This is a genomic window from Trinickia sp. Z7, from assembly GCF_056498045.1.
On sequence record NZ_JAUEQW010000001.1, the window covers coordinates 682,111 to 700,719 of the forward strand.

General features: G+C 67.1%; 13 protein-coding genes. 3 read left to right on the forward strand and 10 right to left on the reverse strand.

Annotated elements, in window-relative coordinates; all coding sequences use genetic code 11:
- Positions 1-22: 22 nt before the first annotated feature.
- From arfB to recC, 4 genes are read right to left on the reverse strand one after another with little or no spacing between them, the layout of a single operon-like run.
- Entirely contained in the window at positions 23-427 is a 405-nt protein-coding gene (gene arfB, locus QQS38_RS03055; protein WP_479643880.1) for an alternative ribosome rescue aminoacyl-tRNA hydrolase ArfB, read from the reverse strand.
- Positions 424-2,718 (reverse strand): AAA family ATPase, encoded by a 2,295-nt coding sequence (locus tag QQS38_RS03060; RefSeq protein ID WP_479643881.1) that lies wholly within the window; start codon positions 2,716-2,718, stop codon positions 424-426. The genes arfB and QQS38_RS03060 overlap by 4 nt, the downstream gene beginning before the upstream one ends.
- A 25-nt stretch (positions 2,719-2,743) precedes the next feature.
- A complete protein-coding gene (gene recB, locus QQS38_RS03065; protein ID WP_479643882.1) occupies positions 2,744-6,514 on the reverse strand; it encodes an exodeoxyribonuclease V subunit beta in 3,771 nt (1,256 codons plus the stop codon).
- The gene (gene recC / locus QQS38_RS03070) at positions 6,511-9,993 is read right to left on the reverse strand and encodes an exodeoxyribonuclease V subunit gamma (RefSeq protein ID WP_479643883.1); all 3,483 of its coding nucleotides are present in this window, start codon (positions 9,991-9,993) and stop codon (positions 6,511-6,513) included. Before recC ends, recB begins: the two co-directional genes overlap by 4 nt.
- A 256-nt stretch (positions 9,994-10,249) precedes the next feature.
- On the opposite strand from recC, the gene QQS38_RS03075 reads away from it, so the two are divergent.
- Positions 10,250-12,547 carry an FUSC family protein gene (locus QQS38_RS03075; RefSeq protein WP_479643884.1) on the forward strand — a complete coding sequence of 766 codons (2,298 nt, stop codon included), beginning with the start codon at positions 10,250-10,252 and terminating at the stop codon, positions 12,545-12,547.
- Between the two features lie 84 nt (positions 12,548-12,631).
- Here the strand turns inward: QQS38_RS03075 and QQS38_RS03080 are convergent, their stop codons facing one another.
- Both QQS38_RS03080 and QQS38_RS03085 read right to left on the reverse strand, forming a co-directional pair.
- Positions 12,632-12,802 carry a hypothetical protein gene (locus QQS38_RS03080; protein WP_479643885.1) on the reverse strand — a complete coding sequence of 57 codons (171 nt, stop codon included), beginning with the start codon at positions 12,800-12,802 and terminating at the stop codon, positions 12,632-12,634.
- A 166-nt stretch (positions 12,803-12,968) separates the two neighbouring features.
- The gene (locus tag QQS38_RS03085; RefSeq protein WP_479644091.1) at positions 12,969-13,421 is read right to left on the reverse strand and encodes an Lrp/AsnC family transcriptional regulator; all 453 of its coding nucleotides are present in this window, start codon (positions 13,419-13,421) and stop codon (positions 12,969-12,971) included.
- Positions 13,422-13,569: 148 nt separating this feature from the next.
- Between QQS38_RS03085 and QQS38_RS03090 the strand changes: the two genes are divergently transcribed.
- A complete protein-coding gene (locus QQS38_RS03090) occupies positions 13,570-14,232 on the forward strand; it encodes a cysteine dioxygenase family protein (protein ID WP_479643886.1) in 663 nt (220 codons plus the stop codon).
- 37 nt (positions 14,233-14,269) lie between these two features.
- On the opposite strand, the gene QQS38_RS03095 is transcribed toward QQS38_RS03090, so the two are convergent.
- Positions 14,270-14,914, reverse strand: coding sequence for an NAD(P)-dependent oxidoreductase (locus QQS38_RS03095; RefSeq protein ID WP_479644092.1), 645 nt, complete (start codon positions 14,912-14,914; stop codon positions 14,270-14,272).
- Between the two features lie 150 nt (positions 14,915-15,064).
- Entirely contained in the window at positions 15,065-15,505 is a 441-nt protein-coding gene (locus QQS38_RS03100) for an Rrf2 family transcriptional regulator (RefSeq protein ID WP_479643887.1), read from the reverse strand.
- Between the two features lie 251 nt (positions 15,506-15,756).
- Here QQS38_RS03100 and QQS38_RS03105 point away from each other — a divergent pair, with 251 nt between their 5' ends.
- Positions 15,757-16,338, forward strand: a complete 582-nt coding sequence (locus QQS38_RS03105) for a DJ-1/PfpI family protein (RefSeq protein ID WP_479643888.1) — start codon at positions 15,757-15,759, stop codon at positions 16,336-16,338.
- Between the two features lie 138 nt (positions 16,339-16,476).
- Here the strand turns inward: QQS38_RS03105 and QQS38_RS03110 are convergent, their stop codons facing one another.
- Both QQS38_RS03110 and QQS38_RS03115 read right to left on the reverse strand, forming a co-directional pair.
- Positions 16,477-16,962 carry a response regulator gene (locus QQS38_RS03110; RefSeq protein WP_479643889.1) on the reverse strand — a complete coding sequence of 162 codons (486 nt, stop codon included), beginning with the start codon at positions 16,960-16,962 and terminating at the stop codon, positions 16,477-16,479.
- Between the two features lie 17 nt (positions 16,963-16,979).
- The gene (locus QQS38_RS03115; protein ID WP_479643890.1) at positions 16,980-18,581 is read right to left on the reverse strand and encodes a sensor histidine kinase; all 1,602 of its coding nucleotides are present in this window, start codon (positions 18,579-18,581) and stop codon (positions 16,980-16,982) included.
- Positions 18,582-18,609: the final 28 nt, after the last annotated feature.

Sequence of the window (18,609 nt, forward strand, 5' to 3'; positions counted from 1 at the left end):
GATGAACCGACGGACGCAGACGTCAGTCTTGAACGCGCCCACGCCCCGCCTTCACACTCGAGCGGCGCGTCTTGCTTTCGAGTCGACGTACGGTGGACGCTCGCGTCGGCCGCGTCGGAATTCGCGGGCGGCGTGTGACGCTGACGCTCGTGATCAGCTCTTCCAGCCGCGCCAGCGCAGCAGCGCGATTCATCTCCTGCGTCCGGTATTCCTGCGCTTTGATGACGATCACCCCGTCGCGGGTGATGCGCCGATCTTCCAAAGCGAGCAACCTCATCTTCAGGACATCGGGCAGCGACGACGCGCGAATATCGAAGCGCAAGTGGATCGCGCTCGAGACTTTATTGACGTTCTGGCCACCGGCGCCTTGCGCGCGCACGGCCGTCAATTCGACTTCTTCCGGTACGACGTGAAAACGCAGCGTCATCTTTGCATCTCCTGCATTCGAGCGAGCAACCCCGAATCGCGGCGCGTCGGCGCAGCGATCGCCTCGGCCAGCACCTCGCGTGCGCCGACGATGCGAACGGTCTTGCGCGCGCGCGTCACCGCGGTATAGACGAGCTCGCGCGTGAGGACACGGCTCGTCGATGCCGGCAACACCAGCGCCGCATGGTCGAACTCCGAGCCCTGCGCCTTGTGGACCGTCAGCGCAAAGGCCGTATCGTGCGGCGGCAGTGCGGCTGGCGCAATGCCGCGCACGCCGCCGTCGGCCGTGCGGAAGAACACGCGCAGCGGGCCATCCGCCGTAGGAAGCGCGATGCCGATGTCGCCGTTGAAGAGCCCCAGGGCATAATCGTTGCGCGCCACCATGACCGCGCGGCCCGCGAACCAGTTCGAGCCGAGCGCGAGCGGTACGCGCGCGGCGCGTCGCACGTGCTCGGCCATCTGCGCGTTCAAGGCCTGCACCCCGCGTGCGCCGAGCCGCGTCGCGCACAGAATACGAAATGCGTTGAGTGCATCGAACAACGATGCGCAATCGGGCTGCGGCGCGGCGAGCGCCGCAGCCAGCGCATCGATGTACGGCACGAAGCCCTGCGCCAAGCGCTGCAAGGTGCTCGCACGCAGCACCGGGCCGTTGTCTTCGTCGAGTTGAGCCGGGGCGGCGGCGGGCTCGGCAAGCACGTCCGGTGCTGCGAACAAGTCGCTCTGAGCCGAAGCGTTCCGCGTCACGCCAAGGGCGTCGAACGCGGCCCGGACGTCGCCGCGGCGAATGGCCACCGACAAACGGCCGATGGCCGAGTCCAGCCCGAAACGGTAGTTGCGCTCGAGCCAAACGACACAGTCGACGAGCGGCACACGCTCGGGGAACGCGCAGATCGGCCCGGCGTGCGATTGTGGCTGGGCGGTGGCAACCGTCCGTTCGGGTCCGGCACCGGGCGCTTCGCCCCGGGGCGCGTGCGTGCTCGGGGCTGCGCCCGGGTTCGGGTTCGAGTACGGATTCAGGGCAGCGCCCCCCTCGACTCCATCGCCGCCAAGCGCGATGTCGGGCTCTGCGAGCCCCGTCCACCCCCAATCGTCTTCGAGCGAACCGAGCGGTTCCAGCAAATCCAAACCGTCGTCGCTCGAGAGCGCGGCGAATGCGGATCGATCCGCATCACACGCCGCTTCTTCGTCGGACTGCCACCGCGGTAGCGCCGCGCGCACGCGCGCTTCGTCCACGCCCGTCGCCTGCGCGATGCGCGCGATCCCAGCCGCGCTGAAGCTCGGGCAGGCGCTCAGTTCAGCGAAGACGGCTCCCGCTTCCACTGCCGCCAGTTGGTCCTTGTCGCCAAGCAGCACGAGGCGCGTGTGCGGCGCCAGCGCATCGAACAGTTGCGCCGCGAGCGTCAAGTCGATCATCGACGCTTCGTCGACCACGAGGACATCGTAGGGCAGCGGGTTGTCGCGGCCGTAGCGCGCGCGCATCCCTTGGCCCAAGCCCAACAGCCGGTGCAGCGTCTGCGAGACGCGCGGCAGCCGCTCGGCGATCGGAGCCGGTAGGCTAGCGGCGCGCGCCAGCAAGGCCTCTTGCATGCGTTGCGCCGCCTTGCCGGTCGGTGCGGCCAGCGCGATCGTCGAAGACGGATCGGCATCGATCAGACACGCAAGCATGCCGACGACCGTCGTCGTCTTGCCGGTGCCGGGCCCGCCGCTCACGACCGTCAAGCGGCTCGACAAGGACAACGCGGCGCACGCTCGCTGCCAATCGACTTCGCTCGGATCCGGCGGCCCGAAAAAGCGCGTGAGCCGCGCCGCAAGCCCCGTCTCATCGGTCGCGAGCGCGCTCGCCCCTGTCATGCCCGCGTCGCCCCCCCCAGCGTCACGGCCGCCGAGCGGGGGCGCATGCTCGATCACAGTCTGAGCCAGCCGGCGTTCATCTTCGTAGTAGCGCGCCAAATAAAGGCGGCCCGCCGCATCGAGCACCAGTGGCCGCAGCGCCGCGGCGTCTTCGGTCCCATCCGATACGATCCCGCTTTCGAGCAATGCCGCGGCGGCTCGATCCGGCGTTTCGCCGTAGCGTCGCGCAAGGCGTTCGAGCGAGAGGCAAACGTGACCCGCGCTCGTCGCGCGGCTGACGGCGAATGCCGCGCGACGCGCCCAACGCGCGGCGGCGGGATTCGCCCCCACTCGCCCCGCCAAAGCGCCCATACGATAGGCGAACCCCGCCGCGAGCGCGGCGCCGAACTCGCCGCCCTCGCGCTGCGGCGCCGGCCGCAATGATTGCGCCGTCGAACTCATCCTGCCCCCCGGTCGTGCATTACGCTCATGACGCAAGCTCCCCGTTCATCGATGCATCGAGCGCCTCGATCAACTCGCGCGCCGGCAAGCGCGCGCATACGCCCGCCTGCGCCGCCCCGTCGCGCCATGCTGGACGCATGCCCCGCACGAACAGATAGGCGTAGCCGCCCATGTGCAAGTCGTAGTCGTAGCGTGGCAGGCGCATCTTCAGGTAACGATGCAGCGCGACCGTGTAAAGGAGCGCCTGCAAATGGTAGGCATGGTGCGCCATCGCCGCTTCGAGCGCGTCGGCCCCGTAATCGGCCGGCGTCGTGCCAAGGTGATTCGACTTCCAATCGATGATCCAAAAACGACCTTCACATTCGACCACCAGATCGATGAACCCTTTGACGTAGCCCGCCAGCGTGGACGGATCGAGCAGCACGTCCGGGTAGCCATGCCGGGCGAGCAACGCCCGCAGCTCGCGCGGCTCGAGCGCCGGCGCGGCGAACACGAACGGCCACTCGGTCAATCGGCGGGCCGGATTCAGCGCCGCGAGCGTCAGCCCGGGCGCCCATGGCGTGGCCGTGACGTCTTCGATCAACCGCGCCATCATGGCCGGCAGACGAGCCGCCGTCTCCGCCTCGGCAGAGACCGGCCGCTCGATCAGCGCACGGTCGATCGCCGCGGGCCACGTCGCAGGCGCCGAAAAGTCGGCCAGCTCGAACATCCGGTGCAGGCATTCGCCGGCCGCCGCGCCGCGCGGAAACGCCAGGATGTCGTTCTCGACCAGCAGTTCGGCGTGCGTGCGCGCAGGCAGCGCGAGCAAGGGCGGCCACGCCGACTCCACCGCCTGCGCGTCCTGCGGGGCGGGAACGAGCGCGTCGTGATCGGGCCTCGGCTCGTCGTCGACGGTTACGCTCGTCTGGCGCGCGGCCGCCGCGAGGGAGCTGAAACTCGCCATGCGCCAAGTCTCTTTCAACGCACGGTGCAACACCCGCGCAACGAAATGCCGGCTCGGCCCTGCCTCGCGAGCAAGCGGCTCTCGGCGCGACGGCGCGGGCAGCGGCGCAAGCCCGATCGGGCCGCCCGCCACGGCCGCCCAGGCCAGATCGAGCGCACTCTGCTCAGGCGGATCGTCGAACCAATCCTCGAATGCACGCCCATCTCCCGCGACGAGCCAGTTCAGGACGCTGCGGCGGGATTCTTTCGTCGAGCGCGACACGAGATAAGCGCCGCAGACGAGATAGCATCGGTACACCGCGCGCGTCAGCGCCACGTAGACGAGCCGCGCGCGCTCGGCCGCCTCCTCGCGCGCCGCCTCGCGTTCGGCGCGCTCGGCTTCGCTTCCCTCGCAACCGTAATGCAGCACCGCGCGCGCGCCTCTTTGCGCATCGTCGTGGTACTCGTGCGCATCGGGCAACCCGCTCGACGAATTCGCCATCCGCGCGCCGTCGCAGAGGAACGGACAAAACACGACGGCGTATTCGAGCCCCTTCGATTTATGAACCGTAACGATCTGCACGAGGTCGCGATCCGATTCGAGCCGCAACTGCGCCTCCTCGCCGCCGCCTCGCGCACGCTCGGCGGCGAGCCAGCGCAGTGTCGGCGCAATGCCCGGGTGGACGGCGGCGCGGGCCGAAGCCAGTTCGGCCAGGTGATGAACGTCCGTCAGCCGCCGCTCTCCTTCGCGCCCGGCGAGCAGACGCTCGCCGATGTCGAGTTCGCGCATCATCGTGCGCCACATCGTGGCAAAACCGCGCTCGAGCCACAGCGTGCGGTAGCGCGAAAACCGTTCGACCCAAGCCGTCGCCTCGTCGGCATGCGCCTGCGCCGGCGCATCGGCAAGCTGCGCGAGGCGCGCGAGCGCGTGTGCGTCGAGGCCGAACCAATCGGCCGCGAGCGCCGCGCGCAACCGCCTCAGATCCCCCGGCGCCTCGACTGCCGCCATCACGCGTTCGAGTTGCTCGGCATCGAGCGTCGCGAACACCGACGACTGCGCCAACTCGACACTGCCGACGCCCCAAGCGGCCAGCACGCGTTTCATCAAGCTGCCCTGCTTGTGCGTGCGCACGAGCACGGCGATATCGGCCGGCGCGAGCTGAGTCTCGCCCAACGCAACGCGCCCCTCCCGCGCGCCGCGCAGCAGACGCACGATTTCAGCGGCGCACGCTTCGGCGGCTTGCCGCTGCGCCTCGCGCTTGGTCAACGCCGCCTCGCCCGAAGGGAGCGTCCAGACGCGCAGCGCCGCGTCGGCGCGCTGCGCATCGGCGTCGTCGACGAACGCCGGCCGCGCGCGGCCGGCCGCTTGCACCGGCATGTAGTCGAGCCCGTCGAGCACGAACGCGTGCGGGTTCGCGCCGAAGATGCGATTGCAGGCATCGACGAGCGGCGCCGTCGAACGCTGATTGACGGCCAGCGTATAGCGCGCCGTCGCCGCATGCCGCGCGGCCAAATAGGTGTGCAGATCGGCGGCGCGAAAGCTGTAGATCGCTTGCTTCGGATCGCCGACGAGAAAGAGCGGCCCGACGAGGCCGTCCTTGCCGGCTCCTCCGAAAATACGCTCGAAGATGGCGAACTGCAGCGGGTCCGTGTCTTGGAACTCGTCGATGAGCGCGGCCGGATAGCGCGCGCGCAGCGCATCGGCGAGCCACGGATGTTCGAGCAACGCGCTGTAGAGATTGGCGAGCAAGTCGTCGAACGAGGCCAAGCGGCGCGTGCGCTTCAACGCCACGAGCGTCTGCGGGGCTTGTTCGAGCCATGTCGCGAGCAAGCCGAGCCAGCGCGCCCGGTGGGTCGCTTCAGCGGTTTCGGACGCCTTGGCGAGCGTATCGGCCAACAAGAAGAACGGATGCTCGGGCGCTGCGAACTTGACCTTCGTCGCTTTGCGCAGGGCCGTTGCGCTCAGCTTGAGCGCTTCCCGGGGAGGCGGCGCATGGCAGTCGCCTTCGGCGAAGTAACGGTCCCACGCAACCAGCGCCGCGCGCACCGCTTCGCTTTTATGGGTCGTTTGCTTCAGCGCGGCCTGTGCCTCATCGAGCAGCCGCGCGATCGCCCCTCGCTCCTCGCGCCAGAGTCCGCACGCTTGATCGAAGCGGACCTGCGCATCATCCTCGCCGTGCGTGCCGAGTTCCGACGGCGTCGCCCCGGATGCGCCCCAGCGCAATTGCGCGAGCGGCTTTTTCAGCCGTCGCGCGAGCTGCGCATCGAGCGCAAGCGGCGTCGCGCCTTTGGCCACCAGCCAAGCGGCGAATGCCGGGTAGGCGGCGGCGACGGGCTCGACGCGCTCGCGCCAAAATTCGGCGGCGAGCTCGAACCGCAGCGACGCGTCGTCTGCCTCCATCTCGAACGCGAACGGCATGGCTGCCGCGAAAGGCGCCTCCTGTAGCGCGCGCTGGCAAAACGCGTGAATCGTATGGATGGCCGCCTGGTCGAACGTCGACAGTGCGCGCCGAATCCGCTTGCCGGCCAACTCCCGATCGAGCCCGCCGGGACCGAGCGTCGTGGCCAGCAACTGCGCGACGAACGGATCCCCGCCGTCGTCGTCGATCTCGATGGCCCGCGCGAGCTCGGCAAGCCGCCCGCGAATCCGCTCGTGCAATTCCGCCGTGGCCGCTTTCGTGAACGTAACGACGAGAATTTGGTCGGCGTTCAGGTCGCGTTCGAGCAACAAGCGTACGTAGAGCGCGCAAATGTTCCAGGTCTTGCCGGTGCCCGCCGAGGCCTCGATTTGATTGACGCCAGCCAGCACACAACCGAAGACGTCGAGGGGCTCAGGCGGCGGCGGATCGGACGGACGGCAATCGAGTTCGCTCATGCGTCGTCTCCGCTCAGATGGGCAAGCAGCGGCTCGAAAACGATGCGCGACAGCGCGCCGAAGGATTCATCCAGCGTCAAGTCGAGGCCGCGCCAAGCGATCTCGAGCGCCGCATCGTCGGATTCGCCGCGCACGCGATCGCTGATCCAAACGCCGAGCGCATCGGAATCGCCGCCATTCGCCTTGGCCCATGCGCTCTTCGAAAAGAAACGCAATGGCAGGCGGCGCCCGGCCAGGAACAGCGCGACGAGCGGCCCGAGATGCACGAGCGGCGCATCGACGCGCGAAAACGCGAAGCGCTCGCTAGCGCCGTGCCACACCGTGCGGCAGGGTCCGTCCGGTTGCGCCGCGCAGTACGCAAGATGGGTCAACCAGGCGCTGAGGTATTCGCGCGCATTGGGATTCGAATAGCGATAGAGGACGAGCCCCGCCTCCGTCGCATGGTTCAGCGCGCCATACAGTTGCACGGGCGCAGCCTCGGACAGCGCCTCGCGCAACGCCGCGTCGTGCTCGCCGAAGAGCGCAACGCCGTTCGTCTCGGGCCAGCGCGCAACGACCGGCAGCGAGAACTGCAAGCGCGCGCTGCCCGCCGCGAGCGCCGCGCGCACGTCGCCCGCGAGGCGTGCGAGCGCACCGAGCTCGCGCCGCTTCAACACATCGCCCGTCGCGCCCGCGGGCAGCTCGGGGCTCGTCTGCGCGACTCGCCATGCGCGCGCGCGGGCGCCATCGCCATCGCCATCGATCAAACGCGGCAGCAACCGATCGGCCAATGCATCGCGCCCTGCGAAGTCGAGTTCGAAAGGCTCCACTTCGAGCAGCTCGCCTCGCGTCTTTTCGAGCACGACGCCCAGGCGCTCGCGCAACAATGCGCGCGCCGGATGCTGCCAAAACCGCTGAAAATCGACAAACGCAATCGGCTCCGCCGGCTCCGGCGGCAACGGCCCGGCAAAGAATGCGGGCGCAACGGGATCGGCGTCTTCGGCCAGCCGCTGCGCGAGGCGCGCGCGCTCGGCGTCGTAGGTGAAGAGCCGGGACTCGCCCTCGAAATACGACGCGGCGAACGGCTGCAGCGGATGCTCGACGATGAAGGCGCGACGCGCCTGCTCGAGCGCGGCCGGCGCCGCATCGGGGCCGGCCTTCGCGCGCGCCAAATGGTCGAGCAATTCGTCGACGAGCGCGGCCGGCGGCAGCGGCGCATTGTCTCGAATGCTGCGGCCCGTATAGCTCACGAAGAACCGGTCGCGCGCCGCCAGCAACAGATCGAGGAACAGGTTGCGTTCGTCGGCGCGACGTTGACGGTCGCCCAACTGGGGCAACGCCGCCATCAAATCGAACTCGTCGGCGCGCGCAAGGCTGGGCAAGACGCCATCGTCCATGCCGATGAGACAGATGACGCGGTAGGGCAAACCGCGCAGGCTCGTCAGCGACGAGAACGTGACGCCGCCCCAGGGCACGCCGCCGTGCGCCGCATCGTCCAAGGCGACGGTGAGCGCCGCGCGCATGACGGCTGCCGGCGCCGGCGCCTCGCGCGCGCCGTCGCGCATCGCCTCTAGGGCCTTTTCGATTGCTTCGCGCACGCTCGCGAGCGCATCCGCGAACGGCGGCGACGAATCGAACAAGCGCGCGAGCGCATCGGCCAACAAGACAGCCCAGCCGTCGCAGTTCAGGGGCTCGCGGGAACGCCGGACGAACCCATAGAGATCGTCGATGAAGCAAGCGAGCCGCCCGAGCAGCTCCGCATCGGCCCCGCGCGGACCCGCGACCGGCAACCAAGCGTCGAGCGGATCGGCGTCGTCGGGCATGGCGTAGCCCAGGAAGAGACGCGTCAAGGCATCGGCGAAGGTATGGCGCGAGCCCGCCACGGCCTGCGATGCAGGCTCGCCCTCGCCCGCTGCCGGGGCCTCGTGCGCAAGCCCGCGCCGCGCCCCCGCTTGAGCGAGCCAACCCTGGACGATGTCGAGCGATGCGGCGTCGATGCCGTAGCGGGCCGCCACCGCTTCGACGCGCAGCCATTCGACGACTTCGGGTGCGGTCACACCGCGCTCGGCGAGCGCCAGCCAATCGAGCAGCACGCGCGCCACGGGATTCGCTTGCGAGGGCGGCAGGCCCGTGATGCGATACGGGATGCGGCCGCGCGCATCGTATTGCGTCGTGCCGAAAACGGCGTCGATGAGCGGCGCGGCCGCCGCCAGATCGGGACATACGACGAGCACATCGGAGGGCCGCAGGCCCGGCAGCGCGCCCTGCGCGCTCGATTGCGCCTCGTCGAACCAGCCAAGGAGCCGATCGTGCAGCACTTCGAGCTGGCGCGACAGACTATGGCAGACGTGGACTTCGATGCCTCCGGTCTCGTGCGTGCATCCGGCGACGGGCGTCTCCGGCGTCAAATCGAGCATCGCGTTTTGCACGCGGGCGAGCCAATTGCCGGCCTCGTTCTCGCCGAAATGCGTCGCCTCGCCCGCGGCCGCGCCTTCCGTCAGTTCGTGCAGCAAATGCAGATGCGCCTGCGTTTGTCGGCCCCATTGGGCGAGCAGCGGGTGGCCGACCTCGTGATAGTCAAGTGCGTCGGCGGCTTCGAGCGCCAGCGCCCTGCCTTCGGTGACGATGTCGAACCAAAACTGCCGGCACGGATTCACCACGTACAAACGGACGTCGATCCAGCGCGAGAGCTCGCGCAGCAACGCGATATAGAGCGGCGCGATGGTTGGCAGCGCGAAGATGCTGACCGACGCCGGCCAACCCGCGCGCATGACCGCATCGAGATCGAGCGTGCGCGCGAGCGCTAGAAAGCGGTGGGCGGGCGGGGTTGCATCGGCTACACCGGCAACGCCTTGCACGGCGCCAAGCTCGGCCAATAACTGCCGCCACAGGGCAGCCTGCCAGCGTTCGTCTTCGCGCAGCGTGGCGCTGGCTTTCGCCGCGCGCACCGGTGCGATCGCGCCGGGACCGGGGCCGGGATCGAAGATCGACCGCCCCTGCTGCCAATGCGCCAACCACTCGGGGCGGTAGGTCAAGTAGTGATCGAAGACCGCGGCCACGCGCCGTGACAATTCGTAGCGCATCGGCGCATCGGCCGCATCGAGATAGGCGCGAAGCCGCGGCGACTCGAGCCATGCGGCCGGGGCGCCGGACGCCGTGTCCAGTCCCTGCGCCTGCCCCGCGCCCGCAGGCTCGCCGGCGAACGCGCCGAACAAGCGATAGCAGCGCCAAGCGAGCCGCTCGACTGCCAGCGGGGAGTGCATCGGCACATCGATGACGCCGCCGATCTGGGTCCACAGCCACTGCGCGAGAAAGCTGAAGTTGACGTTCGCGCAGATCCCGCGGCGCGAGGCGAGTTCGAGCTCGAGATGGCGACGCACCGCGGCGCTCGGCACGACGATCTCTTCGCGCGCCCATGGATCGGACGGCATCGAGGCGAGATCTTCCGTGAGCGCTCGAACGAGCGTTTCGTAGCGATTCGAATAGAAAAGCTGGAGCATGAACCCTTGCGGTGAGAGCGGCGTTACGGTCGTGGCCGAGCGGCGAAATGCATCAGCATAGCAAACGCATCGGCCGGCGCGTGCGCGCCGGCATCACGCAGTCGCCCCGTCGCGGGCGGGTGGCGGGCGAACGCCGTGAGCCCGTTGCGGCGCGCTTGTAAGCACGCGCCGCAGCCGCGCCCGGCGCGTGCGAAATACGTTAGACTCGACGCCAATCCCCTTCCCGACCCCGCTTGGCGTTGCCGCCTCGAGATCGATGCGCTATTCGAAAGAAATCGAAAAATTTCTCTACGGTCAATATTTTTTCGGGGGACTGCGCATGGCCGTCGGCGTTTCGCTGCCGGCCGTCCTGTGCCTCGTCGTGTTTCACCAGGCCGATCTCGGTTTCACCATCGCGACGGGGGCGCTCGGCGCCTGCGTCGTCGATATGCCGGGCCCGCTCAAATACAAGCACAACGAGATGCTGATTTGCAGCGTGCTCGGCTTCGCGTCCGCGCTCGCGACCGGGCTTGCGACGTTCAACGTCTTCGCGCTGTGGGCCACGGTCGTGGCACTGACGTTCGGGCTGTCGCTGACCGTTGCCTACGGCAATCGCTGGCCGCAAATCAGCTTCGCGACGCTATTCATGATGGTGATGACGCTCGAGCAGCATTTCACGCCGCTGCAGGCGCTCACGAACGCGGCGTGGATTCTCGCGGGCGGCCTCTGGTACACGTACTGGGCGACCTTCGTCTCGCAATGGCAGGCGCATCGCATCGAGAAGCAAGCGCTCGCGGAAAACGTCTTCGCCTGCGTGGACTATCTGCTTGCGCGCGCCGATTTCTACGACATCGACGCGAACCTCGACGACTGCTACCGCAATCTCGTCGATAAACAAACGACGGCAGTGGAAATGCAGGACGCCGCGCGTGCGATCGTCTTGCGCAATCTGCCGAAGCTGCGGCGCGGCCAGCTCGATGCGAGCCGCGTGACGCTGTTCAATCTGTTCATCAACACCGTCGATCTGCATGAATTATTCGTCGGCGCGCACACCGACTACCCGCTCATGCGCGCCACGTTCGGCAATACCGACGTCATGCTTTTCTTCCGCGATCTGATCCGCAAAGCCGCGAGCGATCTCGAAGAAGTCGGCTTGGCCGTTCTGCAGAATCGGCGGCCCGCGACGCGCGTCAATATGAAGGCCGAGATGCGCGCGATCGAATACGAGATCGAACAGATGCGCAAGCAGGGCCTGCCGGAGCGCCAACCCGAGGCGTATGCCGCCGCCTCGGCTACGTTCAGGCGCATCTGGAGCGGCGTGCGGCTCATCGACAAGATGAAGAAGCACCTGGCGAGCGATGCGCCCAGCGCGCGCACCGAGCTGCGCATCGACCATACGTTGATGCGCTTCTTGTCGAACCGCCGCGTGCCGCTGCGTCAGATTTTTTCGAATCTGACGATGGCCTCCCCGAGCTTTCGCCACGCGCTGCGCGTGACGCTCGCGGTAGCCGTCGGCTTTTGGCTCGGACGCCTGTTGCCGCTCACGAACGCGTATTGGATCGTGATGACGACGCTGATCATCATGAAGCCCGGCTATTCGCTCACCAAACAGCGCAACGCCCAGCGTATCGTCGGCACGGCGATCGGCTGTGCGGCCAGCATCGCACTGATCTGGTTCGTGAAGGCCCCGGCCGTGCTGCTCGTGTTCATGTTCGCATCGATGGTGATGAGCTACAGCCTGCTGTTGTTCAATTACACCGCGAGCGTCGTGTTCACGTCCTCGTACGTCTTGCTGCTGTTTCATCTGCTCGCGCCGGGTAGCATGCGCATCATCGGCGAGCGCGCGATCGACACCGTCATCGGCTGCGCGCTCGCGATCGGGGCGAGCCGCCTATTTCCGTACTGGGAGTATCGGCTGATGGGCAAGCTCGTCACGGAGATGCTGAGCGCGACGCGCCAATACCTGGAAAGCGCCTGGTGGCGAGGCAATGCGCCTGACGCTGCCACGGCGGGCGCTCCGCCTGGGGCGGCCGCCGCGACGGTTTCGGCCGTTGCGGGCGGATCGCCCCGCGATGCGGCTGCAACGGACGAGCGCGACTTCCGCTACCGCCTCGCGCGCAAGAACGTCCATATTGCGTTCGCCAACCTGGCGCAAGCGTTTCGCCGCATGATGCTCGAACCCAAGGCGCACCAACGGTTCGTGCCGGAGTTGAACGACCTGCTCGTGCAGAGTCACGGACTGGCCGCGCACATCACGGCCGCCGCTCCGCTGTTGCGCAGCGTGGCCGAGCACGAGCCAGACGGCGCGCTCGCCTTGCAACACGCGCTCTCGGCCGTGCGCGAGAACCTCACGCGCGCTCAGGCGGGGGAGGCGCCGCCCGCGGATCAATCCGAAACAGCCAAGCTCATCAAGCGCGACCTCGACACGATGGTGGTCGAAACCGAGCGGGCCGGGACGCAAACGGCGGAGTTCGTCGGCGAACTCAAGCTACTGGCCCTGCAGTGCAAGCAGATGCTCGCCGCCTCGCAGCTGATTTGCAAAGATGCCGGCACGATCCGCTTGCCACAGCCATAAACGAAACGCCGCGAGGGCGGCGCCGGCCGGAACGTCCGCTGCGCATGGGCGAGCGAGCAGCCCGCCGGCCGTGCGCCTGCTCGCTTACTGCGAAGCCGCGGGCGCGCTCGCGGCGATGGCGCCGCTCGTGATTTGAACGGCTGGCATCGACGCGGCCGGCGCGCCTGCGTTTTGCTCGTCGTATTCGCGTTTGCCCTTGATCGCGTTGAAAAGGAACGTGCCGATCACAATCAGCACGAGAACGACGATGAGCACGGCGACGCGCGTCGTCGGATTCGATTTGTTAGGTTGGCGCGGATGGTTCATAAAAAAGGAGTGTACGGCGGGAAAAACACGGGCCGAAGAAAGAGAGAGTCGAGCAGCCGGCATTCTACGCGCATCGCACTGCGCCCACCGCGCGCGCCGTGCGGCGCGGCCAGGATCAACGCACCGGTAGCGCGGTCGAATACTTGATCTGCTCCATCGCGAAGCTCGAGCTGACGTCGAACAAGGGCACCGCGCGGATCAATTGCTTATAGACGCGATCGTAGTCGTCGATGTCGGACACGACGATGCGCAGCAGATAATCGGTCTCGCCGCTCATCCGGTACGCCTCCACCACCTCCGGAATGTCCCGCACGGCCGTCACGAACTGGCGCGCCCACTCCTCCGTATGCTGATTCGTGCGCACGGCGACGAACACGGTCGTGCCGACGCCCAGCTTGCGGGCGTCGCACAGCGCCACCTGAGCTCGGATGACGCCTTCCTCCTTGAGCCGCTGCACGCGCTTCCAACACGGTGTTTGCGAAAGATTGACGCGACTCGCGAGTTCGGCGATCGGTAGCGTCGCATCGGCTTGAAGGAACTCGACGAGCCTTTTATCGATAGCGTCCATTCCCATAGCGACCTCGTGCTAGAAAAAATTTCTATATTTATGCGAAACGAGGAAATTATACGGAAACTCTTTTTGTCGATAACACGATATAAATGGGCCATCGATCACTCCGACGCCCGCCCCGCGCGGCGCGTCCCGTCAAAGCGCCATGGACCAAGTTTCGAAATCGACGCCGCACACCGGCGCAGCACCGTTCGGCTCGCCCCCGGTCGGCTCGCAACGCGCGGCGTCAATGCCGAAAAGCGAAACCGCAGCCGCCGTGGCGCGCTTGCGCGATGCCCTCGACGCGGCGTTCGCCGCCGTTCCCCGCGATGCCGATCCATCGGCGGGCGGCAGCGCACAATTCGCGCACCTGATGCGGGCGGCGCTCGCGCAGGCGGCGGCCGAGGACACACTGCTCACGCCCGCCCAACGCGAGGGCGCGGCTCATTGCTACCGGCGTCATTTGCTGATTGCCGATCCGCATGGCCGCTATGCTGCCGCCGCGCTCGTTTGGCAACCAGGTCAGGCGAGCCCCGTCCATGGGCATCACACCTGGTGCGGGTACGCCGTGCTCGATGGCACGCTGCACGAAACCCTTTACGAGTGGGACGGCGACACCCAATGCGCTGCGCCCGTGCGCGCGCATATGCGCGCAGCGGGCGCCGTGTCGTACGTGCGCGCCGGCTTGACGGCGATCCACCGGCTCGCCAATACCAGCTCGCGGCCCGCCCTATCGCTCCAAGTGTATGGCGTGCATGGCGAGCAGATCGCCACGCACGTCAACCGGCTCGTGGAGGCGGCGGCGGAGCCGTCGTTGTCCGGGCGTTGAGCGCCGCTCGCAGCTGTGTCCGCCGGCTGTCGCGCCGTCAGTATGCCGTCGTCGCAATGCGCCGCACGAAGCGGCCCGCTTCGATTTCATCGACGAACGCAACCGCGTAATCTTCAGCGGAAATCTTGCTCTCCCCATTGGCGTCGACAATCAACGTGTCGGCGCCCGTGCGGAAAACGCCGGTCTCGACGCCCGGCGCAATGATCGCGGCAGGTGCGAAGAAGGTCCAATCCAGGTCGGTCGCCGTTCGATAAATCGACAGGGCCTCGCGATGAGCGAGCGCGACGGCTTTGTAGGCATCGGGAAACCCTTCGGTGTCGACCAACTGCTTGCCCGGGGCCACCTCGAGCGAGCCCGCTCCCCCTACGGCCACCAGGCGCTTGACCCCGGCCTCCCGTGCCACCGAGATCAGCGCGCGCGTGGCGTCCAGGACCTTCGCGGCATCCTCGCTCGCCGGGCCGTAGGCGCTGGCGATGACGTCGACGCCCTTCACGTGCTGCGCGCTCGTCGCGGTGTCGAACAGATCCGCGGCGACCACCCGCAGCGCGGGCATGCCTTCGACAGGCCGAGCCCGGCGCACGAGCGCCGTCACTTCGTGTCCTCGCGCCAGCGCCCGTGCCGCGATACGCGATCCGATCATGCCGGTCGCCCCGAACAAGGCGATTTTCAAACGTTGTTGCATCATGCCGCTCCAGATCGTTATGTAACCGTGTCGATTACATTTTAGGGCCTAAAAAAGAGAGGCAGCGCCTCTCGCTTGTGACTTCGTTTCGGCGCCACGCGCTCGGCGCGGACACTCCTGCGGCGGCCCGCGAGCCGCCTCGACTGCGGCTTACGCGCCGCCTGCCGAGTGTTCGGCCTCGATCACCCCAGCGGTGACGTCGGCCAGCGTACGCGAGCCCAGCGAGCCTTCCATGGCCCGCTGCGCGTTATCGATGATGCCGACGAGCACCTGCTGAATGTGCCGGCCCACGAGGCACGCCGGATTCGGCGCCTCACGGTGCAGTCCGAACAAAGGCGCCTCGTCGACTGCGCGGTACACGTCGATCAACGCGATCGCTTCAGGCGCGCGCGCGAGCAACGCGCCACCGCCCGCGCCGAGCTGGGACGTCGTGAGACCGGCGCGCGCAAGCATCGACAGCAACTTGCGAATCAGCGCGGGATTCGTATTGACGCTGCCCGCGATGATCTCCGACGACAACGGCTCGCCCTGCTGCAACGACAGCAGCGCCAGAATATGGACGGCATAGGCGAAGCGGCTGCTGGTATTCATGGCTCTGCACGGGTCCGACGAAGTGTACCTATGTTAATTACAATTTGACTCGAAAGCAACCCGGCGCCCGTCACGGTTCGTCCATCGAGAGACGAGCGTCGGGCGCAAGGCGCCCCGCCGCTGCTCGCCCCTACCTGAAGCTGGCGCATAGCGGTCATGGTCGAGGAGTACACTGCCTGTTCCCTCAGCATTTCGTTCTGACGCACTCAGCCTCATTCACGTTTGTCCGCTCACCTCGAAAGGAGAAGGTCATGGCCGCGAAGAAAATTTTGTTTCTCACGGGCGATTTCGCCGAGGACTACGAGACGATGGTGCCGTTCCAGGCGCTGCAGGCGGTCGGTCATACGGTCGATGCCGTGTGCCCCGGCAAGCATGCCGGCCAGAAAGTGAAAACCGCCATCCACGATTTCGAGGGCGATCAGACCTACACCGAAAAGCCCGGCCACCAATTCGCGCTGAACGCGAGCTTCGAGGACGTGGACGCCAATACATACGACGCCCTCGCCATCGCGGGCGGGCGCGCGCCCGAGTACCTGCGCTTGGACCCGAAGGTCATCGAACTCGTCCGCCATTTCGCGCATGCGAACAAGCCGATCGCCGCCATCTGCCACGCAGCGCAACTGTTGGCGGCGGCCGACGTGATTCGCGGCAAGCGCATTTCCTGTTATCCGGCTTGTGCACCTGAAGTCCGCTTGGCTGGCGGCGAATATGCCGACATTCCCGTCGATGCCGCCGTGACCGATGCGCCGTTCGTCACCGCCCCGGCGTGGCCCGCGCATCCCGAGTGGCTGCGCCAGTTCCTGGCGTTGCTCGGAACCCGCATCGAGCTATAACCGCGCGGCTGCCTTGCGCGCGGCGGCAACGCTTGCCGCCGCGCCGACGCGCTAGCCGGTACGCCGTCGGCGAGCGCGACGCGACCCGTAACAAGGCTGCGAATCCTGCGCCGTCGGCGACCAAGCGCGCAAGGGCGCTCATCTAGCCGCCGTGGGCAGCTTCACCACCTGCAGAAAAAATCCGAGGCGCCTCACCGCTTCGATGAATGCATCGTATTCGACGGGCTTCGTGACATACACGTTGCAACCCAGCTCGTAACAGCGTTCGATTTCCCGCGGATCGTCCGTCGTCGTCAGCACGATCACGGGCAGCGATGCCGTGCGCCGGTCGGCCTTGAGCCGGCGCAGCACTTCCAAGCCGTCGATGCGGGGCATCTTCAAGTCGAGCAGGATCACGGAAGGCGGCAAATCCTCGCGCGCGTGCGCCGGCTCGTCGCTGAAGAAATAGTCGAGCGCCTGCTGTCCGTCGGAAAAACGCGTGAAACCGTTCGTCAAGCCCGCTCGCCGCAAGTTGCGCTCGATCAACGTGGCATGCCCGTCGTCGTCCTCGATCAGGATGATGCTGACCGATTGTCCTGGCGGCAGCGCGCCGCTCTGGCCCGCGGGCCCTGTCGTGTTGTGCATGGTGCTTCCCCTGTTCGTTATGCGGCGACAACCTGTTTGGCCGCTTCCGGCAGCGATAAATAGAACGTAGTGCCTTCACCCTCCGTCGACTCGGCCCAGACGCGCCCACCGTGACGCTCGACCATCCGGCGCACCAGCGCGAGGCCAATGCCTTCGCCGGCGGCGATATTGCCGTGCAGCCGCTGGAACGCGTTGAAAAGGCGCGGCATTGCGCCGGCCGGGATGCCGAGGCCATTGTCCTTCACATAAAAGATGCGCAGCGAATGCACGCCGGGGGGCACCGGCAGCGCGCCGATCTCGATGCGGCCCGATCGCTCGGGGTCGAGATAATTGATCGCATTGCCGATCAAATTGGCGAAGATCTGTTCGAGCGCCGTGGGATCGCCCCACACCGGAGGAAGTTCCTCCACGACGATCTGCGCGTGGCAATTGCGAATCGACGCCTGCATCGCATCGAGCACGTGACGCACGACCGCGCCGACATCCACCTCTTGGCGCCGGTACTCGACGCGGCCCACGCGGGACAAGCGCAGGAGCGAATCGATGATGTGCGCCGCGCGCAGCACCGCGCTTTGCAGAAAGCGCAAGGCCTCGCCGATGTCTTCGTCGATGAGCCGCTCGACTCGCTCGCGCTCGCCGGGCGCGAGCGAGGAGGCCCGCACGCCCGCGCGCAGATCGTCGCAAGCGTGCGTGAGCTCTTTCGAAAAACCCTGCAGGTTCACGAGCGGTGCGCGCAGATCGTGCGACACGCTGTAGATGAACATCTCGTTTTCCTGCGTCTGCTGATGCAGCGTTTCATTGGTGCGCGTGAGCTCGTCGGCGCGCCGCGCCAAATCGTTCTGAAATCGCGCGCGCAGCCGCTCCGATTCGAGCAAGCGCCGGCTCGTATCGTGCAGGATCTCGTCGAGTTCGGCGATTTCGTCGTCCCCCGCGGACGGCGGGCCGAGCGGTGCGCTTTCGGCCAAGCGCTCGGCATTGTCGGACAGCCGGGCGAGCCGCCCGCGCAAGCCGCGCGTAAACAAAAACACGGCGAGCGCAGTCATGACGAGTGCGCCCACGACGACGGCCACCGTCAGTTGCTGTTGCTGCGCGAGCGCCTCGGCCGCTTGAGCGGAACGCATCGCGTCGGTGCGCAGTTCCTCGTTCTGGAACGCCGCCAGTTGGGCGCGGAAGCGATCGACTACGTCGACGTTCACCTGATTGCGGAACCGATCGAGGACATCGTCGCGCCGGCCCGTGCGCAGCAGATCCTGCACGCGGTCGGACCATTGCCGGTAGGCCTGGACCGTCTGGCGAATCTGCGCCGCGCGTTCGACCTGGACGGGGTTATCGGCGACCAGATCGACGAGCCGGTCGATGCGCCGATCCAAGTCGATCCACAGGGTTACGGGCGTGATCGACGTGCGCTCGTTCTTGAGCACGGCGCCGCGCATACGCACGGACTCGATCAGCACGGGTTCGAGAATGGCGCTCGTCTGACGCAATACGTCCTTGCTGCGCAGCGACCATTGCTCGGCTTGCTCGGCGTCGTTTTGCGCTTTCACGAGCCCTGAAAGCAGCGCGACTTCGACCAACGTCGGAATAGCGATCAGCAACAGCCCTTTGGTTGTCAGTCTCATGCGCGGTCAAAGCGAGTCGGGGAACCGG